18 protein-coding genes are annotated in these 25,039 nt (G+C 59.6%); 4 read left to right on the forward strand and 14 right to left on the reverse strand.

Features of this window, described 5'->3' with window-relative positions; genetic code table 11:
- Window positions 1–53: 53 nt before the first annotated feature.
- Together nhaA and LG294_RS03905 are read right to left on the reverse strand one after the other, a co-directional pair.
- Window positions 54–1,403, reverse strand: coding sequence for a Na+/H+ antiporter NhaA (gene nhaA, locus LG294_RS03900; RefSeq protein WP_404289692.1), 1,350 nt, complete (start codon window positions 1,401–1,403; stop codon window positions 54–56).
- A gap of 162 nt (window positions 1,404–1,565) precedes the next feature.
- A complete protein-coding gene (locus tag LG294_RS03905; protein WP_404289694.1) occupies window positions 1,566–2,060 on the reverse strand; it encodes a DUF2505 domain-containing protein in 495 nt (164 codons plus the stop codon).
- A gap of 227 nt (window positions 2,061–2,287) precedes the next feature.
- On the opposite strand from LG294_RS03905, the gene mfd reads away from it, so the two are divergent.
- Entirely contained in the window at window positions 2,288–5,914 is a 3,627-nt protein-coding gene (gene mfd, locus LG294_RS03910; protein WP_404289696.1) for a transcription-repair coupling factor, read from the forward strand.
- Window positions 5,915–5,973: 59 nt separating this feature from the next.
- Here mfd and LG294_RS03915 read toward each other — a convergent pair whose 3' ends face one another.
- From LG294_RS03915 to LG294_RS03935, 5 genes are all read right to left on the reverse strand, one after another.
- Window positions 5,974–6,453 (reverse strand): tetratricopeptide repeat protein, encoded by a 480-nt coding sequence (locus tag LG294_RS03915; protein WP_404289698.1) that lies wholly within the window; start codon window positions 6,451–6,453, stop codon window positions 5,974–5,976.
- Between the two features lie 103 nt (window positions 6,454–6,556).
- Entirely contained in the window at window positions 6,557–6,808 is a 252-nt protein-coding gene (locus LG294_RS03920; RefSeq protein WP_404289700.1) for a hypothetical protein, read from the reverse strand.
- Between the two features lie 35 nt (window positions 6,809–6,843).
- Window positions 6,844–7,530, reverse strand: coding sequence for a deoxyribose-phosphate aldolase (gene deoC, locus LG294_RS03925; RefSeq protein WP_404289702.1), 687 nt, complete (start codon window positions 7,528–7,530; stop codon window positions 6,844–6,846).
- A gap of 54 nt (window positions 7,531–7,584) precedes the next feature.
- Complete coding sequence (locus tag LG294_RS03930; RefSeq protein WP_404289704.1) at window positions 7,585–9,315, reverse strand: phospho-sugar mutase; 1,731 nt, start codon at window positions 9,313–9,315, stop codon at window positions 7,585–7,587.
- Window positions 9,316–9,352: 37 nt separating this feature from the next.
- On the reverse strand, window positions 9,353–10,153 hold the full coding sequence (locus tag LG294_RS03935; protein ID WP_404291635.1) for a purine-nucleoside phosphorylase: 801 nt from the start codon (window positions 10,151–10,153) through the stop codon (window positions 9,353–9,355).
- A gap of 114 nt (window positions 10,154–10,267) precedes the next feature.
- Between LG294_RS03935 and LG294_RS03940 the strand changes: the two genes are divergently transcribed.
- Together LG294_RS03940 and LG294_RS03945 are read left to right on the forward strand one after the other, a co-directional pair.
- Complete coding sequence (locus LG294_RS03940; protein WP_404289706.1) at window positions 10,268–11,680, forward strand: NAD(P)H-quinone dehydrogenase; 1,413 nt, start codon at window positions 10,268–10,270, stop codon at window positions 11,678–11,680.
- Between the two features lie 392 nt (window positions 11,681–12,072).
- The gene (locus tag LG294_RS03945) at window positions 12,073–13,461 is read left to right on the forward strand and encodes an MFS transporter (protein ID WP_404289708.1); all 1,389 of its coding nucleotides are present in this window, start codon (window positions 12,073–12,075) and stop codon (window positions 13,459–13,461) included.
- Between the two features lie 527 nt (window positions 13,462–13,988).
- Here LG294_RS03945 and LG294_RS03950 read toward each other — a convergent pair.
- Together LG294_RS03950 and LG294_RS03955 are read right to left on the reverse strand one after the other, a co-directional pair.
- Window positions 13,989–15,530, reverse strand: a complete 1,542-nt coding sequence (locus LG294_RS03950; RefSeq protein ID WP_404289711.1) for a DUF222 domain-containing protein — start codon at window positions 15,528–15,530, stop codon at window positions 13,989–13,991.
- Between the two features lie 268 nt (window positions 15,531–15,798).
- Window positions 15,799–16,047, reverse strand: coding sequence for a hypothetical protein (locus LG294_RS03955; RefSeq protein WP_404289713.1), 249 nt, complete (start codon window positions 16,045–16,047; stop codon window positions 15,799–15,801).
- A gap of 60 nt (window positions 16,048–16,107) precedes the next feature.
- Between LG294_RS03955 and LG294_RS03960 the strand changes: the two genes are divergently transcribed.
- Window positions 16,108–16,326 carry a hypothetical protein gene (locus LG294_RS03960; protein ID WP_404289715.1) on the forward strand — a complete coding sequence of 73 codons (219 nt, stop codon included), beginning with the start codon at window positions 16,108–16,110 and terminating at the stop codon, window positions 16,324–16,326.
- Between the two features lie 59 nt (window positions 16,327–16,385).
- On the opposite strand, the gene LG294_RS03965 is transcribed toward LG294_RS03960, so the two are convergent.
- From LG294_RS03965 to LG294_RS03985, 5 genes are all read right to left on the reverse strand, one after another.
- Window positions 16,386–18,161, reverse strand: coding sequence for an acetyl/propionyl/methylcrotonyl-CoA carboxylase subunit alpha (locus tag LG294_RS03965; RefSeq protein ID WP_404289717.1), 1,776 nt, complete (start codon window positions 18,159–18,161; stop codon window positions 16,386–16,388).
- 319 nt (window positions 18,162–18,480) lie between these two features.
- Window positions 18,481–19,119 carry a Maf family protein gene (locus LG294_RS03970; RefSeq protein WP_404289719.1) on the reverse strand — a complete coding sequence of 213 codons (639 nt, stop codon included), beginning with the start codon at window positions 19,117–19,119 and terminating at the stop codon, window positions 18,481–18,483.
- Window positions 19,116–22,556, reverse strand: coding sequence for an MMPL family transporter (locus tag LG294_RS03975; RefSeq protein WP_404289721.1), 3,441 nt, complete (start codon window positions 22,554–22,556; stop codon window positions 19,116–19,118). Before LG294_RS03975 ends, LG294_RS03970 begins: the two co-directional genes overlap by 4 nt.
- Before the next feature lie 3 nt (window positions 22,557–22,559).
- A complete protein-coding gene (locus LG294_RS03980; RefSeq protein ID WP_404289723.1) occupies window positions 22,560–23,231 on the reverse strand; it encodes a TetR family transcriptional regulator in 672 nt (223 codons plus the stop codon).
- 140 nt (window positions 23,232–23,371) lie between these two features.
- Window positions 23,372–24,754, reverse strand: a complete 1,383-nt coding sequence (locus tag LG294_RS03985) for a dicarboxylate/amino acid:cation symporter (protein ID WP_404289725.1) — start codon at window positions 24,752–24,754, stop codon at window positions 23,372–23,374.
- Window positions 24,755–25,039: the final 285 nt, after the last annotated feature.

A 25,039-nucleotide genomic window follows, 5' to 3' on the forward strand; every position in this document is an offset into this window, starting at 1 on the left:
CTTCCGCTTCACATGGAAAATGTGAAGCGCAAGGGTTCCTTTGCTAATCAGAACTAGTCCTTGTCACCGGGCTGGTAAACATCCGGGATGCCATCTTGGTTGTCGTCTCGTGTTTCGCGGGCGGCAATGATCTTGTAGCCACGGTTGCGCGGAATCAACCACAATGCGCCGAGGATCGCGGCGATAAATGATCCGGCCAGGATAGCGACCTTTGCATGCTCGTAGTGCGCCGATTCCAAGCCGAAGGATAGCTCGGAGACCAACAGGGAGACGGTGAAACCGATGCCTGCCAGCAGCGTCACGCCGAACAAGTCACCCCATTTGGCGTCCTTATCCAGGGAAGCCTTTGTGAATTTGGTGAGCAACCAGGTGAATCCCATGATGCCAATCGGCTTACCTAGCACCAGGCCAACCACAATGCCCCAGAACACCGGGTCAGTGAGCAGCCCGCCGCCTCCGGAATCGGGCGAGATTACCGTGACTCCGGCGGCGAAGAAAGCGAAGATAGGAATGCAGAACCCGGAAGACAGCGGGCGGAACCGGTGTTCAAAGAGTTCGGATAGACCCAATCCTTCGCGGCCATCAGTGCGTTTGACCGGCACGCAGAAGCCCAGCACCACGCCCGCGATAGTTGCGTGAATGCCCGACCCGAAGACGAAGATCCAAGTAATGATGCCCAATGGCAACAGGATCATCCAAGCGGCCCAAGCTCGCTTGGCAAAGAACTTGCCCAGGTAGCGCGCTAGTACGGTGAAGAGGATGATCGGAATCAGCGCCAACCCGAGGTAGGCAAGTTTGAGGTCGTCGGTGAATACAAAGGCGATGATGACGATGGCGATCAGGTCATCAACCACCGCGAGGGTCAGCAAGAATATACGTAGCGAAGCCGGTAATGCCGAGCCAATGACGGCAAGCACCGCAACGGCGAAAGCGATATCGGTCGCCGTGGGGATGGCCCAACCGCGCAGCAGTTCTGTGCCTCCGCCGGAACCGGCGGCGATGGCCACGAAGATCAACGCAGGAACCAGCACGCCACCGAAGGCGGCAGCGACAGGGACCGCCGCGGTTTTAGCGTTGCGCAGATCGCCAATGACGAATTCTTTCTTCAATTCCAAACCGGTTAGGAAGAAGAACACCGCAAGTAGGGCATCAGCTGCCCAATGGCCGATTGAAAGGTTCAGATCGACACCTAAGAGGGTGGGGCCGAAGTGAAAATCGCGCAGCGCGAAATAAGATTCGCGCATTGGCGTGTTTGCCCAAATAAGGGCGAGGATTGCACCGGCAATGAGAACCATGCCGCCGACGGTTTCTTTGCGCAGGATATCTCCGATGCGCACCGATTCTTTGTAACTTGGGCGCGAAAACAGGTTCTTTGGCGAACCCGAAGATGGCGTTTGAGTCATTGTTGAACTCACTTACTTCGATAAATGAAAATTTGTTCGCCGACCAGACTTCCCGGCACACCTAGGTAATAATCCTAGCGTGTAACGTGGCTGGAACCACAAAATCCCGGGTAAGTGTATTTTCATACTTACCTGGGACTTTGAGTTCGAAACTATATATGGTTACTTCGAAAGCCACTCATTGACCTGTGCAGCCTGCATATTCAGCGCCTTGCCCAGGTAAGGTTCAGCAGCGGAAGCAAGCTTGCCGCCGATGAACGGAATAGAAGAGGAAACCTTCGCGTCGATAGCGAAGTTGCTGTGCTCACCAGCAGCGCTCAACGACTCGGTGCCGGAGACTGATACCGGGACGCCAGCAACATTGATCTTCACCGAAGCCGAACGATTGCCTGCCGCATCCGGTGCGCTCCACTGCTCTACCTGCGTGACATCAATGGAGGCACCAACGAACTTACGCGCAAAATCTGGCACGCGGTCGGTGGGCAGGGCGCGGACGGTGGTCAGCGTGAAGGAGCTGCTGGTGTCACCTTCAACGGTGAAGCTGCTCAACGTGCCCTTGGCCAGCGAGGTCAGATGCTCGGCGAATCCACGATCAGCTAAGGTCGCGATGACCTTGTCTGCAGGGTGTGCGATCTGCGTGCTTGCGTTCAATGCCATGAATACAAATCCCAATCTTGAAAGGTTCGGCGGTCGTGCAGAACAATCTTGTGTTCCATGCCGGTTCTGGTCGTTATTAACCCTATCGGTTCCCCTGCGTTAGGTAGGCTAGGAAGGCAGCATAAAACAACATATTGGCATTGCGCCGACCGCGGAAAGATTTTGCGGTCGTTGTTTGTGGTGCGCTACCGGATATTTTGCCTTCATTGAGAGGAACTTTAAGCAACATGAGCCTGAGCGGACTTCATGATTTCCTGCGCGAGGAACCGTCATTTAGGCGAATCCAGCACGGCGCTTCGCAAGCATTCAACACCCGCAGCGAAGAACTAGAGATTGCCGCCCCGCAGGGGATGCGCGCGATTCTCGGCGCCCACATCACCGAAGGGCTCATTGCCGGGCAAGAGCATGCAATCATGCTGATTGTGACCGCCACCGGTCGTGAAGCCGAGGATGTCTCAGCATCCTTGGCCGCGTACATGCCCGAAGATCAGATCGCCGAATTCCCCTCTTGGGAAACTCTGCCTCATGAACGCCTTTCTCCGCGCAGCGATACCGTTGGCCGTCGCTTGGAGGTCTTACGCCGGTTGCACGACCAAGACCCGAAATTGAAGGTCATCATTGCACCGATTCGCGCAGTCCTGCAGCCGCTTGTCGCCGGGCTGGGCCAGCTACGCCCAGTGGAACTCGAACTGGACGCGGAGCCAGGCTTCGAAAAGGTCATCAAGGATTTAGCTGCGGCGGCTTATGCCCGGGTGGATATGGTCACTCACCGCGGCGAGTTTGCCGTGCGTGGCGGCATCATTGACGTTTTCCCGCCAACACTTGAGCATCCAGTACGTATCGACTTCTTTGGCGAGCAAATCGATTCGATGCGCTACTTCGCGATAGCAGATCAGCGTTCATTGGACGGGGAGAGCCCAACCAAGATCATTGCCACTCCTTGCCGCGAAATGCTCATCACCCCACAAGTAATGAGCCGGGCCGCTAACCTCAAGGCGAACTTCCCCGCAGCAACGGAAATGCTGACCAAAATTGCTGGCGGTATCGCGGTAGAAGGCATGGAGTCGTTGGCGCCACTTTTGGTGGATGGGATGGTGCCGTTGCTCTCACTACTTCCAGCATCATCCATCGCACTGGTGATGGAGCCCGAGCGCGTCCGCTCGCGCGCCCACGACCTGAACGCCACCAACGCTGAATTCCTCGCCGCAGCGTGGGCCTCGGCTTCCGACGGCGCCGCGGCACCGCTTGATTTAAGCACCGCAGAATCCGGACGCAAACTCGCCTCCGGTGACTTCGCCTCACTGGCTGAAACCGTAGTGCATGCGAAGGAAGCCAAGGTGTCCTGGTGGTCGTTGACCTCGCTGGGTGCGGATGAAGATCTTGACATCGGCGCGGCCACCATCCGAGTCGAGGCCCGCGAGCCACGCGGTTACCAAGGCGACATTGAGGCGATGATGGAGTTCATCTCCGGTCGGGTCAAGGATGGGTGGCGTTTGGTGGTGGCCACCGAAGGCCCAGGCCCGGCGGCGCGACTGTCCGAACTTTTCCAGGAATACCAAATACCGGCCCACCGCGTCCCAGAGATCAGTCAGCTGCCCACGGCTGGACTCATCGAAATCACGCAGGCCACCGCTGGGCGAGGGTTCGTCTTTGACGGGCTGAAATTTGGATTGCTGACCGAAGCCGACCTGCTGGGGCGTTCGAGCGCCTACGCCAATCGCAAGACGCGCAAGCTGAGCGCTAAACGTAAACGCAATGCGGTAGATCCGCTGTCGTTGCAAACCGGCGACTACATCGTGCACGAACAGCACGGCATCGGGAAGTTCGTGGAGCTGGTGGCCCGTAAGGTCTCTGGATCTTCAAAGGATGCCAAGCGTGAATACCTCGTAGTGGAATACTCCGCTTCGAAGCGCGGGGCACCGGGGGACCGGCTCTTCGTGCCCATGGAGCAGCTGGATCTGGTTACTCGCTACGTGGGAGGCGAAGCTCCAAGCCTCTCTAAGATGGGCGGCTCGGATTGGGCCAGCACCAAATCGAAGGCCCGCAAAGCGGTCAAGGAGATCGCCGGAGATTTGATCAAGCTCTACTCGGCGCGCATGGCGAGCCGGGGCCACTCCTTCGGGGCAGATACTCCCTGGCAAAACGAGCTTGAAGAAGCTTTCGCCTATATCGAGACCCCGGATCAGCTGACCGCGATTAACGAGGTCAAACGAGACATGGAGCGCGAGATTCCCATGGACCGGCTGATCTCCGGTGACGTGGGCTTCGGCAAAACCGAGATCGCGGTCCGGGCCGCGTTCAAGGCGGTCCAAGATTCCAAACAAGTAGCCATCCTGGTGCCTACTACACTGCTTGCTTCCCAGCACCATCAGACTTTCACCGAACGCTACTCGGGCTTCCCACTCCGAGTGAAGTCGCTATCCCGTTTCCAAACCGCCAAGGAATCCAAGGAAATCATTGCCGGGCTCAAAGACGGCTCGATCGACATCGTGATCGGTACGCACCGGCTGCTTTCTAAGACTGTCGAGTTCAAGAACCTTGGGTTGGTGATCATCGATGAGGAACAGCGCTTCGGTGTGGAGCACAAGGAAGAGCTGAAGAAGATGCGTACCAACGTGGATGTGTTGGCGATGAGTGCCACCCCTATTCCACGTACCTTGGAAATGAGCCTGACAGGCATCCGGGAAACTTCTACGCTGGCTACGCCGCCGGAAGAACGCCACCCGGTGCTGACCTTCGTCGGACCGCGCAGTGATAAGCAGATCTCCGCGGCGATCCGCCGAGAGCTGATGCGTGACGGTCAGGTGTTCTTCGTGCACAACCGGGTGTCCTCTATTGACCGGGTAGCCGCCGAATTGCGCGAGCTGGTTCCCGAGGCCCGCGTCGAGGTGGCCCACGGCAAGATGAGTGAATCGCGACTAGAACGAATCATCCAGGACTTCTGGGAGAAGAAGTTTGATGTCTTGGTCTCCACCACCATCATCGAAACCGGTCTCGATATCTCAAATGCCAACACGTTGATTGTGGACCGTGCGAATAACTATGGGCTCTCCCAGCTTCACCAGCTTCGTGGGCGTGTGGGACGTGCTCGCGAACGCGCCTACGCCTACTTCCTCTGGGATGTGGAGAAGCCTCTGGGCGAGGTGGCACTGGAACGGTTGAAGGCGGTGGCAGCGCATAACGAGCTCGGCTCGGGCTACCAATTGGCCATGAAGGACCTTGAACTGCGCGGGGCAGGCAACCTGCTCGGTGGAGAACAGTCCGGACATATCGCCGGGGTCGGCTTCGACCTCTACCTGCGCCTGGTTGGCGAGGCGGTCGCGGATTTCAAGGGCGAAGGTGAAGAAGAAGCCACCGAGATGAAAATCGACCTTCCAGTCAACGCGCACCTGCCCCACGAGTATGTGCCAGGTGAACGACTGCGTTTGGAGGCGTACCGCAATATTGCCGGGGCCGAGACCGCCGAGGCGCTCGCCGAGGTCCGCGAGGAGCTTGAAGATCGTTATGGCAAGCTCCCGCAACCGGTGGAGAACCTTATGCGCGTGGCAGCGCTACGGGTCCGTGCGCGCGCCGTGGGGCTGCGCGATATCCAGCAGATCGGCAACCACATCAAGGTCTCGCCTGCGAAGATTGAAGACCTTCCAGCTTCACGCCAGGTCCGTTTGGAACGCCTTTACCCGGGGGCGGCGAATAAGCCGGCCTTGAACGCAATCTTCATTCCGAAGCCACGGACCTCGCCGGTAGGTGGCAAGGACCTTGCGGATGAGGCGATCCTTGAGTGGGCCGAACGCCTGCTTTATGGAATCTTCGAGCCGACGCCGGCCGCGCCGGCCGCGAACGAGACGAAAAAGTAGGAATTGACCACACCGGTGGCCGGGATCCCAAAGCTAAATTTTGGCATCTCGGCCATCAGTCATTTGGCGGTCAATTCGCCCGCGTAGTCGTGCACCGGGCGCGCATAGAGTTCCAGGCTTGGCGCCAAAGCTTGCAGAGCGACCTGCAGGGCCTGAGCGAATTCGCCGGCATCGTGTAAAGCCAAGGCGAGAAACGCTTGGGCATCACGGTAAGTGGCAGAGTCCTGGCCCACCATGCGGAGCAATTCGATGGCTTCCTGGAACTCACCCAAATTACGCAAGGTGCTGGCCAGCTGGATTCGCGCTTCGCACAATTTCTCCCCGCTCAGCGTCCCGGCAATTGCCTCGCGGTAGGGGCCGACGGCCAGGGCTTCTTCGCCCAGATAATCGTGCAGCGAAGCGCGTTCAAAAAGGACTTCAGAATCATCAGCTGGCCTTTGCGCAAGCAGTTGTTCCAACTCGTTGCGCAAACTCTCGGGGCTCTTCGTCCCTGCCGTATTCCAGAATATTTCGATATGTTCTTGCCAGCTGGTGCCCATGGCCTGAGGCTAGCGCGGCTGCAAGGCCTGATCAAGTAACCTTGGTGGGTTAAAAACGAAAAAGGGGAGGTCCGAAGACCTCCCCTTTTAACTCAAACTTGAATTACTTGACGGTGTTAGCTGCGGCTGCCACGGCGATGGAATCCGAGCGGCCCATCAGGTGCATTGGAATCGCGAAGGCGCCGAACGACAGCACGAAGCATGCAATGGTCGGCCACCATGCGGTCTCCAAAGTCCAGTAGGACAGGGCGTAGATGCCAGCCGAGAACAGCACCAGGAAGATCACGGTATTAACGATGTTGCCAACGAGGCGACCTTCACCAGAGTGGGCGGTGTTCTTGCCGTTCGAGTACACTTTTTCTCCTTGAGGAAACGAATGGGTGCGGTGCCTTAGTAGCTGGACCCGCTTTGCTCTCCCTCTAGGATAGCAACTCCGGAGCTGGAACCGAGACGTGTTGCGCCGGCGGCAATCATGGCTCGCGCGGTTTCCACGCTCCGCACACCGCCCGAAGCCTTGACCCCTAGATCAGGCCCGACGGTCTTGCGCATCAAAGCGACATCTTCCACGGTCGCGCCACCGGTGGAGAAACCGGTTGAAGTCTTCACAAAGTCGGCCCCCGCGGCCTTGGCTGCCTCGCAGGCCAGAACCTTTGCTTCCTCGGTAAGCAAGCAGGTTTCGATGATGACCTTCAAGATGGCGCCACCTTCATGGGCCGCTTGGGCAATGGCAAAGATCTCGTTGACTAGCGCGTCACCATCTCCGCGTAGGGCGGCGGCCACGTCGATCACCATATCGATCTCGTTGGCGCCGTCGGATACCGCGGTGCGGGTTTCAAAGACCTTGGTATCGGTGGTGGAGGTACCCAGCGGGAAGCCAATCACCGAACAGGTCAAAACCTCGGAGCCGGACAGTTCGCGCGAGACGGTGGAAACCCACAGTGGGTTCACGCAGACGGATTTGAACTCGTACTTCTTAGCTTCCTCGCAGATCGTCACGATCTGCTCGCGCGAAGCGTTCGGTGCCAGCAGGGTGTGGTCGATGTAGCCTGCAATTTCGCGGGCGCTCAGTTCACTCATCTTGATCCTCTGTTCGTTCTCTTTATAGTTTTTGCGCAGGTTCTGTACGAAAAATTATTCGTTCAGGAACGCTTCAAGTTCGCGTTTTATGGCTAGACACTGCGCGGTGGCACGCTCGCGTGCGGCAGGCACGTCCGCTAAGTCTTCGGCATGCTCCACGGTTTCGAGGTAGCACTTGAGCTTGGGTTCGGTGCCCGAAGGACGGACAATGACACGTGCCCCGGTGAAGGTGTGCAGCACCATTGCATTGGTTGCCGGCAACTTTTCGGTGCCCTGGGACAGGTCGGTGATCTCGGTGACGGCGGCTCCGGCTAGTTCCGCCGGGGCGTTGGTGCGGATTTTGTCCATCAGCACCGGAATCTGCGAAAGGTCGGTAAAACGCATGGAGAGCTGGTCGGTGACGTGCACACCGTGTTTTGCCGCAAGCTCGTCCAGGCGGCCCTGGATGCTGTTGCCGCTGGCCTTAAGCTCGGCCGCCAAGTCAGCGAGAACCAGCGCCGCGGACATTCCATCCTTGTCGCGGACAAGCCCGGGAGCCACACAGTAGCCCAGTGCTTCTTCGTAGCCGAAGCCAAGGTTTTCTACCCGCGAGATCCACTTGAAACCGGTGAGGGTTTCCTCGTGTTCACGCCCGCTGTCCTTCGCAATTGCCGCGAGCATGCGCGAGGAGACTATTGAATTTGCCAGCTTCTGTTCCGCCGGGAGAGTGCGTGAAAGCTGATCTCCGAGCAGCCAACCCACTTCGTCCCCGCGCAGCATGCGCCATGCTGTGCCGTCATGGATGGCACCTGCACAGCGGTCTGCGTCGGGGTCATTGGCAATGACCAGATCCGCGCCGACCTTGCGCGCCAAGTCCAGGGACAAATCGATGGCGCCTGGCTCTTCGGGGTTGGGGAACTTCACCGTAGGGAAATCCGGATCCGGGTGTTCCTGCTCGGGGACCATATGCACATCGGTGAAACCTGCGTTGAGCAGGGCCTGGCGCATGGTGTGCCCGCCGACGCCGTGCAAGGCGGTGACAACTACCTTCAGCTGTTTGCGATGAGTAGCTAGCGCTGCATCCGGCGCCAGAATCACCTTGCCGATGGAATCCAGGTAGGCCGCCTCGATATTTCCGTCTTCACCGGCGCCTGGAAGCACCGTCCATCCGGAGTCGAGGCGTTTTATCTGCGCCACCGGCTGGTTCGGGTCGATGAGGTTCGCGATCTGCTCATCGATTGGGGAGACGATCTGCGCGCCGCGGCCCACCTCGTCGGCGACCTTGCCGCCGACATAAACCTTGTAGCCGTTATCGCGTGGCGGGTTGTGGCTCGCGGTGACCATGACTCCGGCTTCGGCGGAGTAGGTGCGCACCGCCCAGGCAAGTACCGGGGTTGGCAGTGCCGAAGGCATGAGCAGCACTTCGAAGCCGGCGGCGGTGAAAACCGCCGCCGAATCTGTGGCGAACACATCCGAGTTGTAGCGTGCGTCAAAGCCGATCACTACCTTGGGCGTATAGGCTCCGGCTGCCCTTTCGCTGAGGAACCGGGCGATTCCGGCGGCGGTGCGCATGACCACGACCCGGTTCATCCGCATGGGGCCGGCGCCAAGCTCGGCGCGCAATCCGGCGGTTCCAAATTCGAGCACGCCAGCGAAGCGCTCGGCAAGGTCGTCCATCGCGATCGCATCCCCGGATTCGACCCGGGAGATCAGCAGCTGGAGTTCCTCGGCGGTAGCCGGGTCCGGATCCTGCGCTGCCCAGTGTGCAGCCTGCGCAAGAAGCTGTATTTTCTCGGTGTGGTTCATCGTTTTCCTAGCCTCGAAGAGTGAAGTTGATTCTCGCCTAGAGGCGGGCGATGATCTGCGCCAGAAGTTTCGAGATCCGTGGGCCAGCGGCCTGTCCGGCCTCGATAACCTCTTCGTGGCTCAGCGGAACGGGGCTGATGCCGGCCGCCAGGTTGGTCACCAATGAGATGCCGAAGATTTCCATTCCCGCATGGCGTGCGGCAATAGCTTCCAGCGCGGTTGACATGCCTACCAGATCTGCGCCAATGGTTCTGGCGTACTTCACCTCGGCCGGAGTCTCGTAGTGCGGTCCGGTGAACTGAGCGTAGACGCCTTCGTCAAGCGTCGGGTCCACTTCTCGGGCTACTTCGCGCAGGCGCGAGGAGTAGAGGTCTGTCAGGTCCACGAAGGTGGCGCCTTCAAGAGGAGAAGCGGCAGTGAGGTTCAGGTGGTCCGAGATCAGCACCGGGGTGCCCGGGGTCCAGGCAGGGTTCAGGCCACCGCAACCGTTGGTCAGCACCAGTTGGGTGCAACCGGCTGCTGCCGCGGTGCGGATGGGGTGCACTACCGAGCGGACGCCGCGGCCCTCGTAATAGTGGGTGCGCGCGCCGAGGACCAGCACACGCTTGCCGGTTTCGGTCAGAATCGAGGAAATGCTGCCGCGGTGGCCGGGTACGGCCGGGGCGTGGAAACCCGGGAGGCTGGTGGCATCCAGGGTATGGGTGGTCTCACCGATTAGTTCGGCGGCCTGGCCCCAACCGGAGCCTAGGACAAGAGCAATGTCGTGCTTTGCGACGTTAGTCTGTTCGGCAATTACCTGGGCGGCCTGTGCCGCCAACGCCTGTGGGTCATTTTGCATATCATTCACGTGAAATACGCTACCGGTAGGTAGCCCCTTTGTCAGGTGGAAACCGTGGCAACGGGGCGAAATTCACTCGATCGTGATGTGCGCAAATCCGGTGCATGGTGAACAATGGAAAATGTGAGCGCAGATCGTAGGAACAAAGCAACCCGTTTAGTAATCCTTGGTGGCGGACCAGGTGGCTATGAAGCTGCCATGGGAGCCGCCCAACTAGGTGCCAATGTCACCGTTGTAGAACGTGCCGGGATGGGTGGTTCGGCGGTCCTCACGGACGTCGTGCCATCGAAGACCCTCATCGCTACCGCTGACGCGGTGCGTCGAGTACAGCATGCAGAAACTTTCGGTGTCCACATCGAGGGCATCAACGATGCACAGACCGACTTCTCTGTGGTCAACCATCGTTTGTTGGCTCTGGCCAAGGAGCAATCAGGCGACATTCGCACCGGACTGGAACGCGCCGGTGTGCGTATCGTGATCGGTGAAGGTCGTCTGGTGGACCGCAAGACGGTGGCGGTGAGCCACCCGGACGGTTCGGAACAATCGATCGAAGCCGACGCCATATTGCTTGCAGTCGGCGCCCATCCGCGCGAACTTCCTACCGCCAAGCCAGATGGCGAGCGCATTTTCAACTGGACTCAGATTTATAACATGAACGAGGTGCCCGAGCACCTGATCGTCGTTGGCTCCGGTGTCACCGGTGCCGAGTTCGCTTCCGCCTACAACCTGCTTGGCGCCAAGGTGACCTTGGTCTCCTCGCGTGACCGCGTGCTTCCAAGTGAAGACGCGGATGCGGCGGCAGTGCTTGAGGATGTCTTCAAGGAAAACGGGGTCAACGTTGTATCCCAGGCTCGCGCCGAAGGCGTGGAGCGCAAGGGCGACAAGGTTTTCGTCACCTTGGCAGATGGCCGAGTGCTCGAAGGCAGCCACTGCTTAGTCGCGGTCGGCGGCATTCCGAATACCGACGGTCTGGGCCTGGAAGAGGCCGGAGTCCAGCTCAGCGAGTCAGGCCACATCAAGGTGGATGGTGTTTCGCGCACTACCGTCACCAACGTCTACGCAGCCGGCGACTGCACCGGTGTTTTCGCACTGGCTTCCGTTGCCGCGATGCAGGGTCGTATCGCGGTTGCCCACCTGCTCGGCGACTCGGTGAAGCCCATCGATCTAAATCTGGTTTCCTCGAACGTCTTCACCTCCCCGGAAATCGCTACCGTCGGTGTCTCGCAGCGTGCGGTGGCCGAAGGCAAGTACCAAGCGAATATCATCAAAATTGATCTGAACACCAATGCTCGCGCAAAAATGATGAATGTCGAACAGGGCTTCGTGAAGATCGTTGCGCGTAAGGGCTCGGGCACTGTAATTGGCGGCGTCGTCGTGGCTCCGCGCGCCAGTGAACTGATCTTCTCCTTAGCGCTTGCGGTGCAGAACAACTTGCACGTAGATGATGTTGCCGAAACCTTCTCGGTTTACCCATCGCTATCCGGTTCGTTGGCCGAAGCCGCGCGCCGCTTGCACCGACACATCTAGTTTTCTAGCTTGCGCTAGAGCTGAATGAGCCGGGCATTCCTGAGTAATCCTCAAGAATGCCCGGCTTTTTCGTCCGCTCTCACCCAGCGTGAAACGTCGTGACGGCCTCTAGGAGCAGTAGCTGGGGGCAAGCCGAGCCGAAAATATAATCCCGTGGGGCACTTCACATGAGGGATTCGCTTTGATATAAGGCATTTATCGCACCTAATTCCCGCGTCTCATTATTCGGAAACGCATTTCGCGCATGTCAGAGCCTGAAAGAGGGTGGGAAGATCATCGAATTAAAAATGTGTCCAAATACTGGACGCAAATATCCACATACTGGTCGTATCGGCTTACCATTATGAAGTCACAAACGAGCCTTTACTCGCACTTCAGAAGGAGCCGCCGCCATGTCGCAGGCTAACCAGACAGTAGCGCCAAAGGAAAACACCCGTGGGCGCGTGCTGTTCGCCAGCATGATTGGTACCACCGTCGAGTTCTTCGACTTCTATGCTTACGCCACCGCGTCGGTATTGGTTTTCCCAACGCTGTTCTTCCCTAACGCAACGCCAATCAATGCCATCCTGTCTTCGTTCGCCATCTTTGGTGTCGCATTCGTAGCCCGTCCGCTTGGCTCAATCATCTTTGGCCACTACGGCGATAGGTTGGGACGCAAGGGAACTCTGGTTGCGTCGCTTCTGCTGATGGGTATTGCGACCTTCCTGATGGGCTTCCTGCCTGCCGCGCAGGGACACTGGACGGTCCTAGCTCCGCTGGCTCTAGTGATCTTGCGCTTTGCTCAGGGGCTCGCCCTTGGTGGCGAATGGTCCGGAGCTGCGTTGCTTGCGACCGAGAACGCACCAAAAAACAAGCGAGCCATTTACGGCACCTTCCCACAGCTGGGCGCACCGGTCGGCTTTATCTTGGCCAACCTGATGTTCGTAGTTCTGCAGACTACATTAACCGCAGAGCAGTTCTTGGCTTGGGGCTGGCGCGTACCGTTCTACTTCTCCGCAGTCATGGTCATTATTGGACTGTGGGTCCGCCTGAAGCTTGTTGAATCCTTGTCGTTCCAGAAGGTGCTCAACGAAAAGAAGGTTGTAAAATCGCCGTTCTCGGTCACCATGAAGAATCACTGGCGCCCAACCTTGGCCGGTACGTTCATCATGTTGGCTACCTACGTGCTGTTCTACCTGATGACTTCCTTCACCTTGACCTACGGCACCACGGCAGCAACCGTTGAACAAGGACAGGCAGCTGCGGAAGCCGCAGGCAAAACCTTCAACGCTGAAGGCTTCGTTCCTGGTCTGGGCATCGAACGCCCAACCTTCCTGACCATGCTCATAATCGGCGTAGTATTCTTCGGTATTTTCACCATGGTTTCCGGACCATTGGCAGAGAAGTTTGGACGTCGCAAGTTCCTGATTTGGGTCACCATCGGAATTCTCATATTCGGTTTGGCTTGGACCCTGTTCTTCGGTCCGGGACAGGCCGCAGCTATGGCCGGATTGATCATCGGCTTCACGCTGATGGGTCTGACCTTTGGTCCGATGGCCTCATTCTTGCCAGAGCTTTTCCCTTCCAACGTGCGTTACACGGGATCAGCAGTTGCGTACAACCTGTCTTCGGTCATTGGCGCGGCACCGGCCTCGTTCGTGGCTATCGCCCTATGGAGTGCAGGAAAGGGCAACACAATGGGAGTGGGCATCTATCTGGCAATCGCCGCGGTACTCACTTTGGGTGCACTGTTCATAACGAGTGATACCAAGGATGTCGACATGGAAGAATTCGTCGAATAATATCGACTGTCGAATCTTCAAGATGGCGTGTAGTGCAATCCGCAAGGATGCTCACTGCACGCCATCTTTCGTTTCTCCTGATAGAGCTGGTGCAAGGCGGACCTGCGGTGCAACCGTGGGGAGTGCTAAGCGAATTGGTTTGGGGAGAGCCTCAAGTGACTGAGTTTTTCATTCACTTCCGGCCTTAGAAACAGGATCGCATGACACAGCAAACGAGCCGATGGGAACCACTCGTGATGGCAGCCTGGGGCAGCGACAAGGCAGGCGTTGCCGGAGCCTGTGTCTGAACGAAATTCTCGTTCACTTCACAGGCCGGTCCAGCGAACAGGAAGCCGAAACTGACTGAGATTCTCGTTCACTTCCTAATCCGTCCGGGGAGAACAAGCAAGCAGAGCCGCAGTTAGTCGTCGGACACTCCCAGTGGACGGCATTCGCTGGGAAAATCCGGTTCTTGTAATGGGGATGCGGTGCAGCGGGAGTGAATGAAAATTTCAGTCACTCGACAGGTGATCAAGGGCAGCCAGCGTTCAGCCAGCTAGCTGATCAGGCGGATCAGTCCATCCCAGCACCCGCCGCACCCGATCGGTCAAATCCACTTCCAACGCCGGGGTGCGGTCGTGGATGTGTTCAAAGCTCCCCACATTCTCCACACTGCCGGGCACCGACACATAATTCAGCCCGTGCGGTGTCCGCCAGCTCACCGACCCGTCAGGGCGGCTGACCGACTGCCAGCCCAGCGCGTGCTTGAACATCTGATGCCGCTTGCACAATAACTGCGAATTGCTCCGGCTGGCATGCCCGCCCTTGGCAAAATCATCAATATGGTCCACTTCGCAGCTCTCCGCGGTACGCCGGCACCCGGGGAACCGGCAGCACTGATCACGGACCATCAGCAAATCCTTCAACGCCTTCGACGGACGGTACTTCGCCCGGCCCACGTCAATGACCGCCCCGGTCCACGGATCGGTCAGCACCCGCAGCATCGACGGCGCATTCTTCGCCAACTTCAACGCCACCCCGAGCGGAATCGGACCATACCCTTCAAGTTCAGCTAACCCGCGTTTCGGATTAGCGAGCGCTTGCACCGCGGGAATCGTCAGCACCACCCGCGGCTTCAACGGGGTTCCGCCTGCAGCAGGCCACCCGTCCAACAGGGCGTCACGCAGGATATCTGCGCTGCGCTGAGCCTTCGTCCGGGTATCGCCGGGGTCCAGATCCTGTTCGGCGAAGGCTTTCACCGTGTTGATGATCGCGTAAATATCCGGTGCCGGAGCGTAGAGCTTCAACGCGGCCATGCCATCGGCTTCATTCCAGTGCGTCAGGCAGCGTCCCTCTGCGGCGGTTTCGTGACGTTCAGCGGCTGACTGAGGATTCAGCTTGTCATGCAGGCGGCGCGCGCGCTGGCTGAAGCTCGCGTCGCTGGCTGTTTTCGCCACCGGCAGCAAAGTGTTTTCCATCCGGGCAATAGCCTCCGGTGCCAGGTCCTGGGTTTGCTTGACCATCTCCTGGGCGGCTTTAGTGGTGATCTCCCCGCGCGATAGCGCGGCCAGTGTCTGCGGGCACAGGTAGCGCAGCCCCTTGGCGGTGAAGAGCTTGGTGCGGGTTTTCTCTTCGGTTTCCCGCATGGCTACCGCGGCTTCGGCGACCAGATTGGAGGTGATGATCTGCGCGCTGGCAGGGTCCACGCCGTAATAGTGGGCGCTGATGCGCTGTTGGCGTTGCCGTTCGGTTTCAACTGCTGGGGCGGTGCTGGCCGCCTCGGCAGTGTATTCTGCGAAGGCTTGCGCGACGGTTTCTTCGCAGTTAGTCAGTTCGACGGCCTCCGCTGCGTCCAGAGCGCGGCGTGCTTGGGCGATGAGCTGCAGCTGGGCCAGTCCTTGGCTGGGGCTGGATGTTGGCCGCGCCTGATGCAGCGTGGTCACTATTTTCAAGGCCTGCGCGTAGTTGTTGTCGTGTTCAATCGCCGCGGAGAACGGCCCGTCGAGGTGGGAGAGGTCCCTGGTTCCTGGCGGGTTCAGCGGTAGACGATGTTCATCGTCGTCGTTGGTGAATAGGCGCTGGATACTCATACACTATTTTCCCGCTTGCTACCGACAGATAGGTCCGGTTTTCAGCGGCCTGTGGACCAGATTCGGGGATCATTTGGGATGTGTAAACTGACAGTAAGATGCACGATTTTCCGCACTAAATAGCAGTGTTTCATTGCGGAACAAACCGTGCCCGTCGTTCAGTCAGAAGAGAATAGGACTGCCACAGTTTCGCGGTCGCGTGCCATGACCCAAGATAGGTTTAGCCCATGAAGATGGCTATCGCAGGTGGGACCGGGACCGTCGGACGTCAAGTGGTTTCCGCAGTTGAAGCGGCTGGGCACAGCGCCTTGATATTGTCTCGAAGAACCGGCATCGAGCTGGTGACCGGACAGGGGCTGGCCGATGCGCTGAGCGGGGTGGGTGCGGTCATCGACGTATCGAGCACCGCAAGTATGCGCGCCAGTGCTGCGGTGGGGTTCTTCACCCGGGCCACCAAGAATTTGCTGGAGGCCGGACGACTGGTGGAAACACGTTGCTGCGCACTACCCAGTTCCACGAATTTGCCAGCCAATTGCAGGGCCGTCTGGGCTTCGGGCCTGTGCAATATGTCCCGAGGATGCGTTCACAACCGATATCTACAACCGAGGTCGCCGCGGAACTGGTTAAACTGGCGGTGGCCCAGCCGCAAGGGGTGGTGTCCGATCTGGCCGGACCGCGCGAAGAGCGCATGGCGCAGCTGGCGCACGACGCACGGCCTGCCAAACGCGTGATCGAAATACCGCTTCCCGGGCCCCGAGGCGCGGCTGGGCACCCTCACCTTCGCCGACTGGCTTAACGCGCAAGGCCGCCGAGGCGCTTAGTGCGCTTCGACGGCCTTGATCTGGTGGTGCGGTGTTAGTCGGCTTCGATGATCGAGGCGATCACGGCACCAGAGGACAATGATTCCCCTGGGCTGACTTCCAAGCCCTCAACTTTTCCAGCGCGGTGCGCGGTGATTGGCTGTTCCATCTTCATCGCTTCGAGCACCACGATCAACTCGCCTTCGGCTACGGTGTCACCGTTTTCAACGGCTACCTTCACGATGGTGCCCTGCATTGGCGAGCGCAGCTCGGCGCTGTTTCCAGCGGCGGCGGCCCCGGCTTTGCGGCCTGGCTTGCGCTTCTTCTTGGCCGCCTTGTCATTTGCGGCGGCCGATACCGAGCCTAGCGAGGAGGGCAAGGTGACTTCCAAACGCTTGCCGGCAACCTCGACGGTGACCGAGGTGCGCTCGGCGGCCTCTTCAGCCTCAACCTGAGGCATCGGGTGAGGCTCGATGACGGTGGCGAATTCAGTTTCGATCCAACGGGTGTGAACCGTGAACGGTCCTGCTTCCGGGACGAATGCCGCGTCGCTCATGACCGCGCGGTGGAACGGCAGCACGGTCGCCATGCCTTCGATCTGGAATTCTTCCAATGCGCGACGGGCGCGGGCCGCGGCGATCTCACGAGTGGAACCGGTGACGATCAGCTTCGAGATCATTGAGTCAAAGTTGCCCGAGACGCTCTCACCGGCTTCGATGCCGGAATCAACGCGAACACCGGGGCCGGTTGGGAGATTCATCTTGGTGATGGTGCCCGGGGTCGGGACGAATCCTCGGCCTGCGTCTTCACCGTTGATGCGGAATTCGAAGGAGTGGCCGCGGACCTCAGGGTCCTCGTAGCCCAGTTCTTCGCCGCGGGCGATGCGGAACTGTTCGCGCACTAGATCCAGCCCGGTGACCTCTTCGGAGACCGTGTGCTCCACCTGCAGGCGGGTGTTGACCTCGAGGAAGGAAATGACGCCATCTTGTCCGACGAGGAATTCGCAGGTGCCGGCACCGGTGTAGTTCGCCTCGCGCAGGATCGCTTTGGAGGATTCGTAGAGCCGGGTGACCTGCTCTTCGCTCAAGAACGGCGCTGGGGCCTCTTCGACGAGCTTCTGGTTGCGGCGCTGCAAGGAGCAGTCGCGAGTGGAAACCACTACAACGTTGCCCTGAGCGTCGGCCAAGCACTGGGTTTCCACGTGGCGAGGCGCGTCCAGGAAGCGCTCGACAAAGCATTCGCCGCGGCCGAAGGCCGCGATTGCTTCACGGACGGCGGACTCGTAAAGCTCGCCGATGTCTTCGCGGTTTCGCACCACCTTAATACCGCGTCCGCCGCCGCCGTAGGCTGCCTTGATGGCTAGCGGCAAGCCGAACTCGTCGGCGAATGCGTAGACTTCCTCGGCCGAAGCGACCGGGTCCTTGGTTCCAGGAACCAGGGGAGCGCCCACCTTCTCAGCGATATGGCGCGCCTTGACCTTGTCGCCCAGCTGGTCGATGGATTCCGGGCTGGGGCCAATCCAGGTCAGGCCTGCGTCGATCACGGCCTGGGCGAAATCGGCGTTCTCGGCGAGGAAGCCGTAGCCGGGGTGAATCGCGTCGGCGCCTGAGCGCTGCGCGATGTCCAGAATCTTCTCGATACGAAGGTAGGATTCGGCGGCGGTGGTGCCGCCCAGTGCGTAGGCTTCATCGGCCAGGCGCACGTGCAGCGCATCGCGATCTGAATCGGCATAGATCGCCACCGACTCGATTCCTTCATCGCGCGCCGCACGGATAATTCGCACTGCAATCTCGCCGCGGTTGGCGATGAGCACCTTCGTCAATGGATTCATGGGTGAACCTTGTCTATAAAAAATTAGAGTTTCTCACCTAGGAGCCTATCGGCTTTGTGGGAAGTATATGTACTTATCCGGAAAATCTGGGGTGTTAGGCCGATATTTTTGGAGGGTTCCTACAAAAACCGCGGCCATTTGGGCCAAGCGCATAACTCCTGATGTACGCCGGCCTAAACGACGCCGAATTCTGAGTTTCGGTTTGCCCTGTTTTGCGGGCTATGCCGGTGAACCAGGAGCCAACGGATTCACAAGCGAGCGTTAAACAGCGCGTCCCTGCCCAAGCGTAAATCTCGGACAGGGACGCGGCGAAGCCTGGTTATTTCCAGAGATTCACAATCGGGATTCCGGCTTCCGCCAAAAGCTCGCGCAGCACGAAGATATCCAGGCCCACCACGCTTTGGAAGTTTCCCTCGATGGACTCGATGAAGGCCGAAGCCAACCCGTCGATGGTGAACGCGCCTGCGCAGGGCAGCGGTTCCCCGCTCGCCACGTAGGCTTCGATTTCTTCATCGCTCACCTTGGCGAAATGCACCGTGGTTGAGGAGACCCGACCCGATGCAGAATGCGGGTCAGCGGTGTCGATCAGCCAGTGGCCCGAATGCAGGATCCCGGTGGAACCACTCATCTGCGCCCAGCGTTCGCGGGCCACCTCGGTGGTGTAGGGCTTGCCGTAAGCCACGCCGTCCAGTTCGAAGACCGAATCGCAGCCGAGGACTACGGTGCCAGCGGCGTGCGGGCCCGCGGCGACGTTCTCGGCTTTGGCCTTGGCGAGCAGCAGAGCCGTCGCGGACGGGGATTGCGGTCCATCGGCGGCCTCGACTGCGGCTAGCACGGCATCCTCGTCCACCTTCGACACCTGGGTGCTGAAAGCCAACCCGGCATCGGTCAGCAGCTTCTGCCGCCCCGAGGAGGCAGAGGCCAGCAGCAGCCGGGCGGTCTCTTTAGCAGCGGTCATACGGTTACCTCTTCCTTGGCTGAAGCTTCGTCGTGCGGATGCTCGGCCTTGCGGTCAAGCATCTCATTGAGCTTTGCGCCCTCAACGTCCACGTCTGGAAGGATCTTATCCAGCCATTTCGGCAGGTACCAAGCCTTGTCGCCCAGCAGGTGCATAATCGCTGGAATCAGCGTCATGCGCACCACGAAGGCGTCGAAGAGCACACCGGTAGCCAGTGCGAAGCCCAGCGGGCGGATCATCGACAGGTGGGAGAAGATGAAGCCGGCGAAGACCGCGATCATGATCAGCGCCGCCGCGGTCACCACCGGAGCGGCCATGGAGAAGCCCGAACGCACCGCATCCCTAGCCGAAAGTCCGTGGGCGTAGTGCTCGCGCATCGCGGAGACCAGGAACACCTGATAGTCCATGGCCAGACCGAAGAGGATGCCGGTGAGCAGGATCGGCAGGAAGCTGAGCAGCGGGCCGGGCACATTGACATCGAAGGCAGCGGACATCCAGCCGAACTGGTAGACCATCACGCTGGCGCCGAACGCGGCGGCCAGCGAGAGCAGGAAGCCACCGGTGGCCAGCAGCGGCACAACCACCGAGCGGAAGACCAGCAACAGCAGGATCAGCGAGAGTCCCACCACGATTGCCAGATACGGTGGCAACGCGGAGGTCACCTTCTCGGACACGTCGATCTGCGCGGCGACCTGACCGGTCACCGCGATTTTCGCGCCGGTGGCGTCGTTGATCTTCTGTGCGTCGTCGCGCAGTTCGTGCACCAGCGCTTCGGTGGCCGCGGAGGCCGGGCCATCTGCCGGGATCACCTGGATGGCGGACAGCGACCTGTCTTCGGTCATGGTCACCGGGATGGCAGCGACCACTCCGTCGTATTCACGCAGCATATCCGCGATATCCAATGACTTGGATTCGGCTTGCCGTTCCGATAAGTCTGCCGGAAGATCGGCGAGGACCAGCAGCGGGCCGTTGTAGCCGGCGCCGAACTTGTCGCTGGTCTGCTGATAGGCCTGGAAGGCCTGCGAGTCGGCGGCTTCGGCACTGCCGTCCGGCAATGCGGTACGCATCTGCGATACCGGGATCGCAATGGCGCCGAGCACCACGACTACCAGCAGCGACACTGGAATCGCGATCTTGGTTACCAGGCGCACCCAGCGTTCCGAGATCGGTTCCTTGACCACAGGCTTGTCCGCGTTCTTCCGGGCACGCTTGGATACCAGCTTGGATCCGGCCATGGACAGCAGCGCGGGAAGCAGCGTGATGTTCAGCAACACCGAGCAGAGCACGGTAAAGGCTGCGGAGAGGCCGAGCACCGTGAGGAACGGCAGACCTGGGACCGCGAGGGCGGCCAGCGCGATGATGACCGTCAGTCCTGCGAAGACCACGGCATTGCCGCTGGTGCCTACCGCGCGGGCTATCGATTCACCGACCTCCATGCCGGAGAGCAGCTGCGTGCGGTGGCGGTGAATGATGAACAGCGCGTAGTCGATACCCACCGCGAGTCCCAGCATCAACGCCAGCGCAGGGGTAATCGAGGCCATGGTGAACATCGAGGAGAAGGCAAGCGTGGTGCCCACCCCGGCGCCAACACCCAGCAGGGCCAGGAGTAGCGGCAAGCCGGCGGCGATCAGGGTGCCGAGCATAACCAGCAGGACTACTGCGGCAATCACCACGCCAATAATTTCCGCGGTGCCGAAGACCTCGGAGATGTCCTGCAGGATCTCCTTGGAAAAGAGCACCTCGACTCCGGTGGACTGCGGTCCGGTGGCGACCGCGGTGATGGCTTCACGATCCGAGGCGGTCAATGCGTCGGTCGCGATGCGGAAACTGACCTGGGAGACGGCGGTGGAGCTGTCTTCGGAGACGAAGCGCATGTCCCCGCTGGCGCCGACCTGGCGGGAGGCGAACTCAAGTTCGGCTCGTCCGCGTTCGAGTTCTTTTTCTCCCTTGACGATTTCCTGCTCGCCGTCTTCGAGCTCTTTGGTCTTTTCCTTGATGGTTGCTTCGGACTCTCGCAGCTGTTTCTCAGCCTCTGCCAGCTGGGCTTTGCCCGCGGCAAAGGCAGCTTTTTGCTTGTCGAATTCTGCCTGTCCGGCGTTGAGCTCGGCGCGGCCGGATTCAAGCTCGGCGCGTGCCTGTGCCAGCTTCGCCTTGTTTGCATCGATTTCTTGCTTGCCCGAGGCAAGCTGCGCCTTGGCCTGATCAAGCTGCTTTTTGGCGGAGGACAGTTCGCCGCGGTTAGCTTCGAGCTCCTGGCGCCCTTCGGTGGCCTGTATGGCCCCGGTGTCCAATTCCTTGCGCGCGGTGTCCAGCTGCTTCAGACCTGCCTCGGCCTGGCCGATCTGCTTCAGAGCTGCGCTGGCCTGGGCCTTGCCCTCGGTGGCTTGCGCCTTGGCGGCATTCAGCTCGGCGAGGCCGGCCTTCAGTGCCGTCAGCTGTTCGGTGTACTCGCGAATCAGGGTTTCGTCGCCATCGGCTTCGGCCTGCTTGAGCGCCTGCTCCACCCCTGGGATCTGGGCATTCAGCTCCGAGATTTGAGGCTCAATGGCCTTCAAGCCCTCTTCGGCCTTCGCGAGGCCCTCGGTGGCCTGCTTTTTGCCAGCAACTAGTTCCTTCTCAAACTGGCTACGGGACTTGCCGTCCAGAATCTTCTTCAGACCCGCCTGGTATTCCTTCTCGCCTGCGTTCAGCTTCGCGTCGGCCTGATCGAGTTTCTTCTCTCCGGCTTCGAACTGAGCACGCCCGGACTGGTATTTTTTGAGTCCCGCATTGTATTCGGAGAGACCCGCTTGGTATTTCTTTTCGCCTGCGTTCAGCTGGGACTGCCCGCTGCTCAACTGGGCTTCGCCGGCGCGTAGCTCGTTCCATCCGGTGGCTAGCTTCTTTTCGGCCGCGGCGATCTGCGGCTCGGCATCCTCGATTTCCTTGGTGCCGTCGAAAAGTTCGGACCAGCCTTCGGTGATCTTCTTTTGTCCGTCTTCGAGCTGTACCTTGCCGTCAGCTATCTGTTTTTTGGCATCGTCGAGTTCTTTTTGCCCGTCCACCAGCTTTTGCTGGGCCTTGTCCAGCTCTGGCTTGGCATCATCAAGCTGTTTCTGCAGTTCGAAGGGGCTCATGGCCTCGACGACCTGAGGATGCAAGGCCAGCTGATCCAAGGAATCCTGAATCGCCGATTTCTGGTCCGCGTTCAACTCGCGGTTGGAACCTTCGCGGAAGACGATGGTGCCCTGCCCGCCGGCGAGATCGGGGAGCTCTTCCTTCATCCGGTCCATGGTGCGCTGGGTTTCGGTGCCCGGCAGGGTGAAGGTGTTCGAAAGCTGCCCCATAAAGAGGCTGGCGCAGACGCCGATGGCGATAAAAGCCGCAATCCACATGGAGAGCATGCGGAAACGGTGCCTGTGGGCCCATGAGGCGAGGCGGTAAAGGAACGTAGCCATGGCTTAGTCTTCCTTGAGCGAGTTTGGTGCGGTCAGTGGCAGCGAGTTGAAACCCGCATCGAGTGTTTCCATAGCCCTGGTGATGAGTCGATGGAAGGAAGAGATGAGTTCATCTGAAACGTGGAGTCCAGATGCATCCGGCTCCGGCAGCTGGTCGATCCATGTATCGAAGGCTGCTTGCCCCGCGCCGAGGATGGCGTGAGTGAACACGCGGATGGAGTAGGCATCGGTCTGCGGGTACCGGGAGGCAATTTTGGCGATGACCTCACCAGTGGCGCTTTGCCAGGCAATGAAATTCGGCGGGTAGCAAGTGCCGTTTTCCTGCCGGCGCAGATAGGCGCCGAATTGTGCGACCTGTCCCAAAAGCACAGTGACCCGCTCGGATTCCAATGCGCGGACCAGCGCTTGCATTAGTGGCAGGTGTTCGGTCAGGGGAGTTAATGCCTCGACCATGTGTTCGAGCACCGCATGCAGGGGATAGGACAGGATGGCGTCAACGGAGGGGAAATAGTTGAACAGGGTGCGCCGGGAAATACCGGCAATTTCGGCGATTTGGGTGGCGGTGATCGCTGTGCCGTGCCCCTCGCGCAGCAGTTGAAGGGCGGCGTCGACGATCGCCTGGTGCGTCGCCTGCCTATTGAGTTCACGGCGCGTGCCGGGGCCATTGGAAGTCACGTAATTACACTACGTGCAAACTTGCACGCTGTGCAAAGTGGAGTGTTGTGTTCTGCCCCACCAAAAAGCGGTCGGCACCCTCCTTGCGAGGAGAATGCCGACCGCTGGGTATTGCTAAGGCCGCTCGGACCTACGGGAAACTAGGCGCTGGCCGAAGTTGTCGCTTTCGGATCCTGGCTGGCCGCAATGCTGTCGTCAGCGAAGGGATTGCCGTTGCGCGGTGCGTTGTACAGCTCCATATCCAGGATGCCTTCGCGCTTGGCGACAATTGCCGGCACCAGTGCCTGACCGGCAACATTGACCGCGGTGCGGCCCATGTCAACGATCGGATCAACCGCGAGCAGCAGGCCAACGCCAGCCAAAGGCAGTCCAAGGGTAGACAGGGTCAAGGTCAGCATCACCACTGCGCCGGTGGTTCCAGCGGTAGCCGCCGAGCCTAAGACGGAAACCAGTGCGATCAACAGGTAATCGGTCAAGCCGAGGTCGATTCCGAAGAACTGGGCCACGAAGGTGGCGGCAATTGCAGGATAAATCGCTGCGCAGCCGTCCATCTTGGTGGTCGCGCCCAAAGGCACAGCGAAGGATGCGTAGCCCGAAGGCACGCCCAGATTGCGTTCGGTCACGCGCTGGGTCAGCGGCAGGGTGCCAATGGATGAGCGGGAAACGAAACCGAGCTGCACCGCTGGCCATACCCCGGAGAAGTACTGCTTGATGGATAGCCCGTGGGTGCGAACCAAGACAGGGTAAAGAGCGAAGAGCACCAAGGCCAGGCCAATGTAGATGGCGAGGGTGAACTTGCCCAATGCTCCAATGGTGTCCCAGCCGTAGTTTGCGACAGCGTTGCCGATCAGGCCAACGGTGCCGATCGGTGCGATGCGGATAATCCACCACAGCACCTTCTGGATGATCGCGAGGATCGAGGCGGAGAATGCCAAGAATGGTTCAGCCGCCTTGCCGACCTTCAGCGCGGCGATACCCACGGCGATGGCGATCACCAGGATCTGCAACACGTTGAAGCTGATCGAGGTGGTGGCCGCGTCCTCGGCAAGTTTGGTACTCGCGCCTAGGCCGAGGAAGTTCGCGGGGATCAGGCCGGTGAGGAAGCCGAGCCAGTCGCCAGTCTTGCCGTCATATTCGGCAGGTGCGGTTTGCCCGGTATTGGCGCCAGGCTGCATCAGCACGCCCAGTGCCATGCCGATGGTGACGGAGATCAGCGCCGTGATGGCGAACCACAGCAAGGTCTGCCACGCCAAGCGTGCAGCATTGGTCACCTGTGCAAGGTTTGCAATGGAAGCAACCACTGCAAAGAAAATGAGCGGGATGACGGCGGTACGCAGCAGGGCCACGTAGCTGGACCCGATAATCTGCAGGGCTTCACCGAGCGCATTTGGTTCCTCGGCGGTGCTGCCGGTGTACTTGGCGACCAGGCCGAGGATTAGACCGACGATCAACGCAGCGATAATCTGCGGACCGAAACTGGTCATCCAACGAGGCAGTCGGGATGAAGGTGCGGTATTAGACATAACTAAAACGGTATGCCGGAAAACGGCAACCGTTGCAGTTAAAGTTACGCAACATTACGAAACTGGATTATTCCTCTCTTGCGGTGCCATTTCTGTGCGGTCGATCACTTATATTTGCGGAAATGTGCAGAGTATTGCGGAAAATTATGGAATAACGAGCTAAGAGAATAATGGCGTGAAATGACTGGGAGGTGCACGCTCCTTGCGGGCAGATGGATTTTTGAGTGCGGATATGCATCAAGAGTGGTGCGGGAGTTTCATTCGCGGAAGGTGCCGGGATGCTCA

The sequence above is a fragment of the Glutamicibacter arilaitensis genome (genome assembly GCF_044793945.1).
Classification (GTDB): domain Bacteria; phylum Actinomycetota; class Actinomycetes; order Actinomycetales; family Micrococcaceae; genus Glutamicibacter; species Glutamicibacter arilaitensis_B.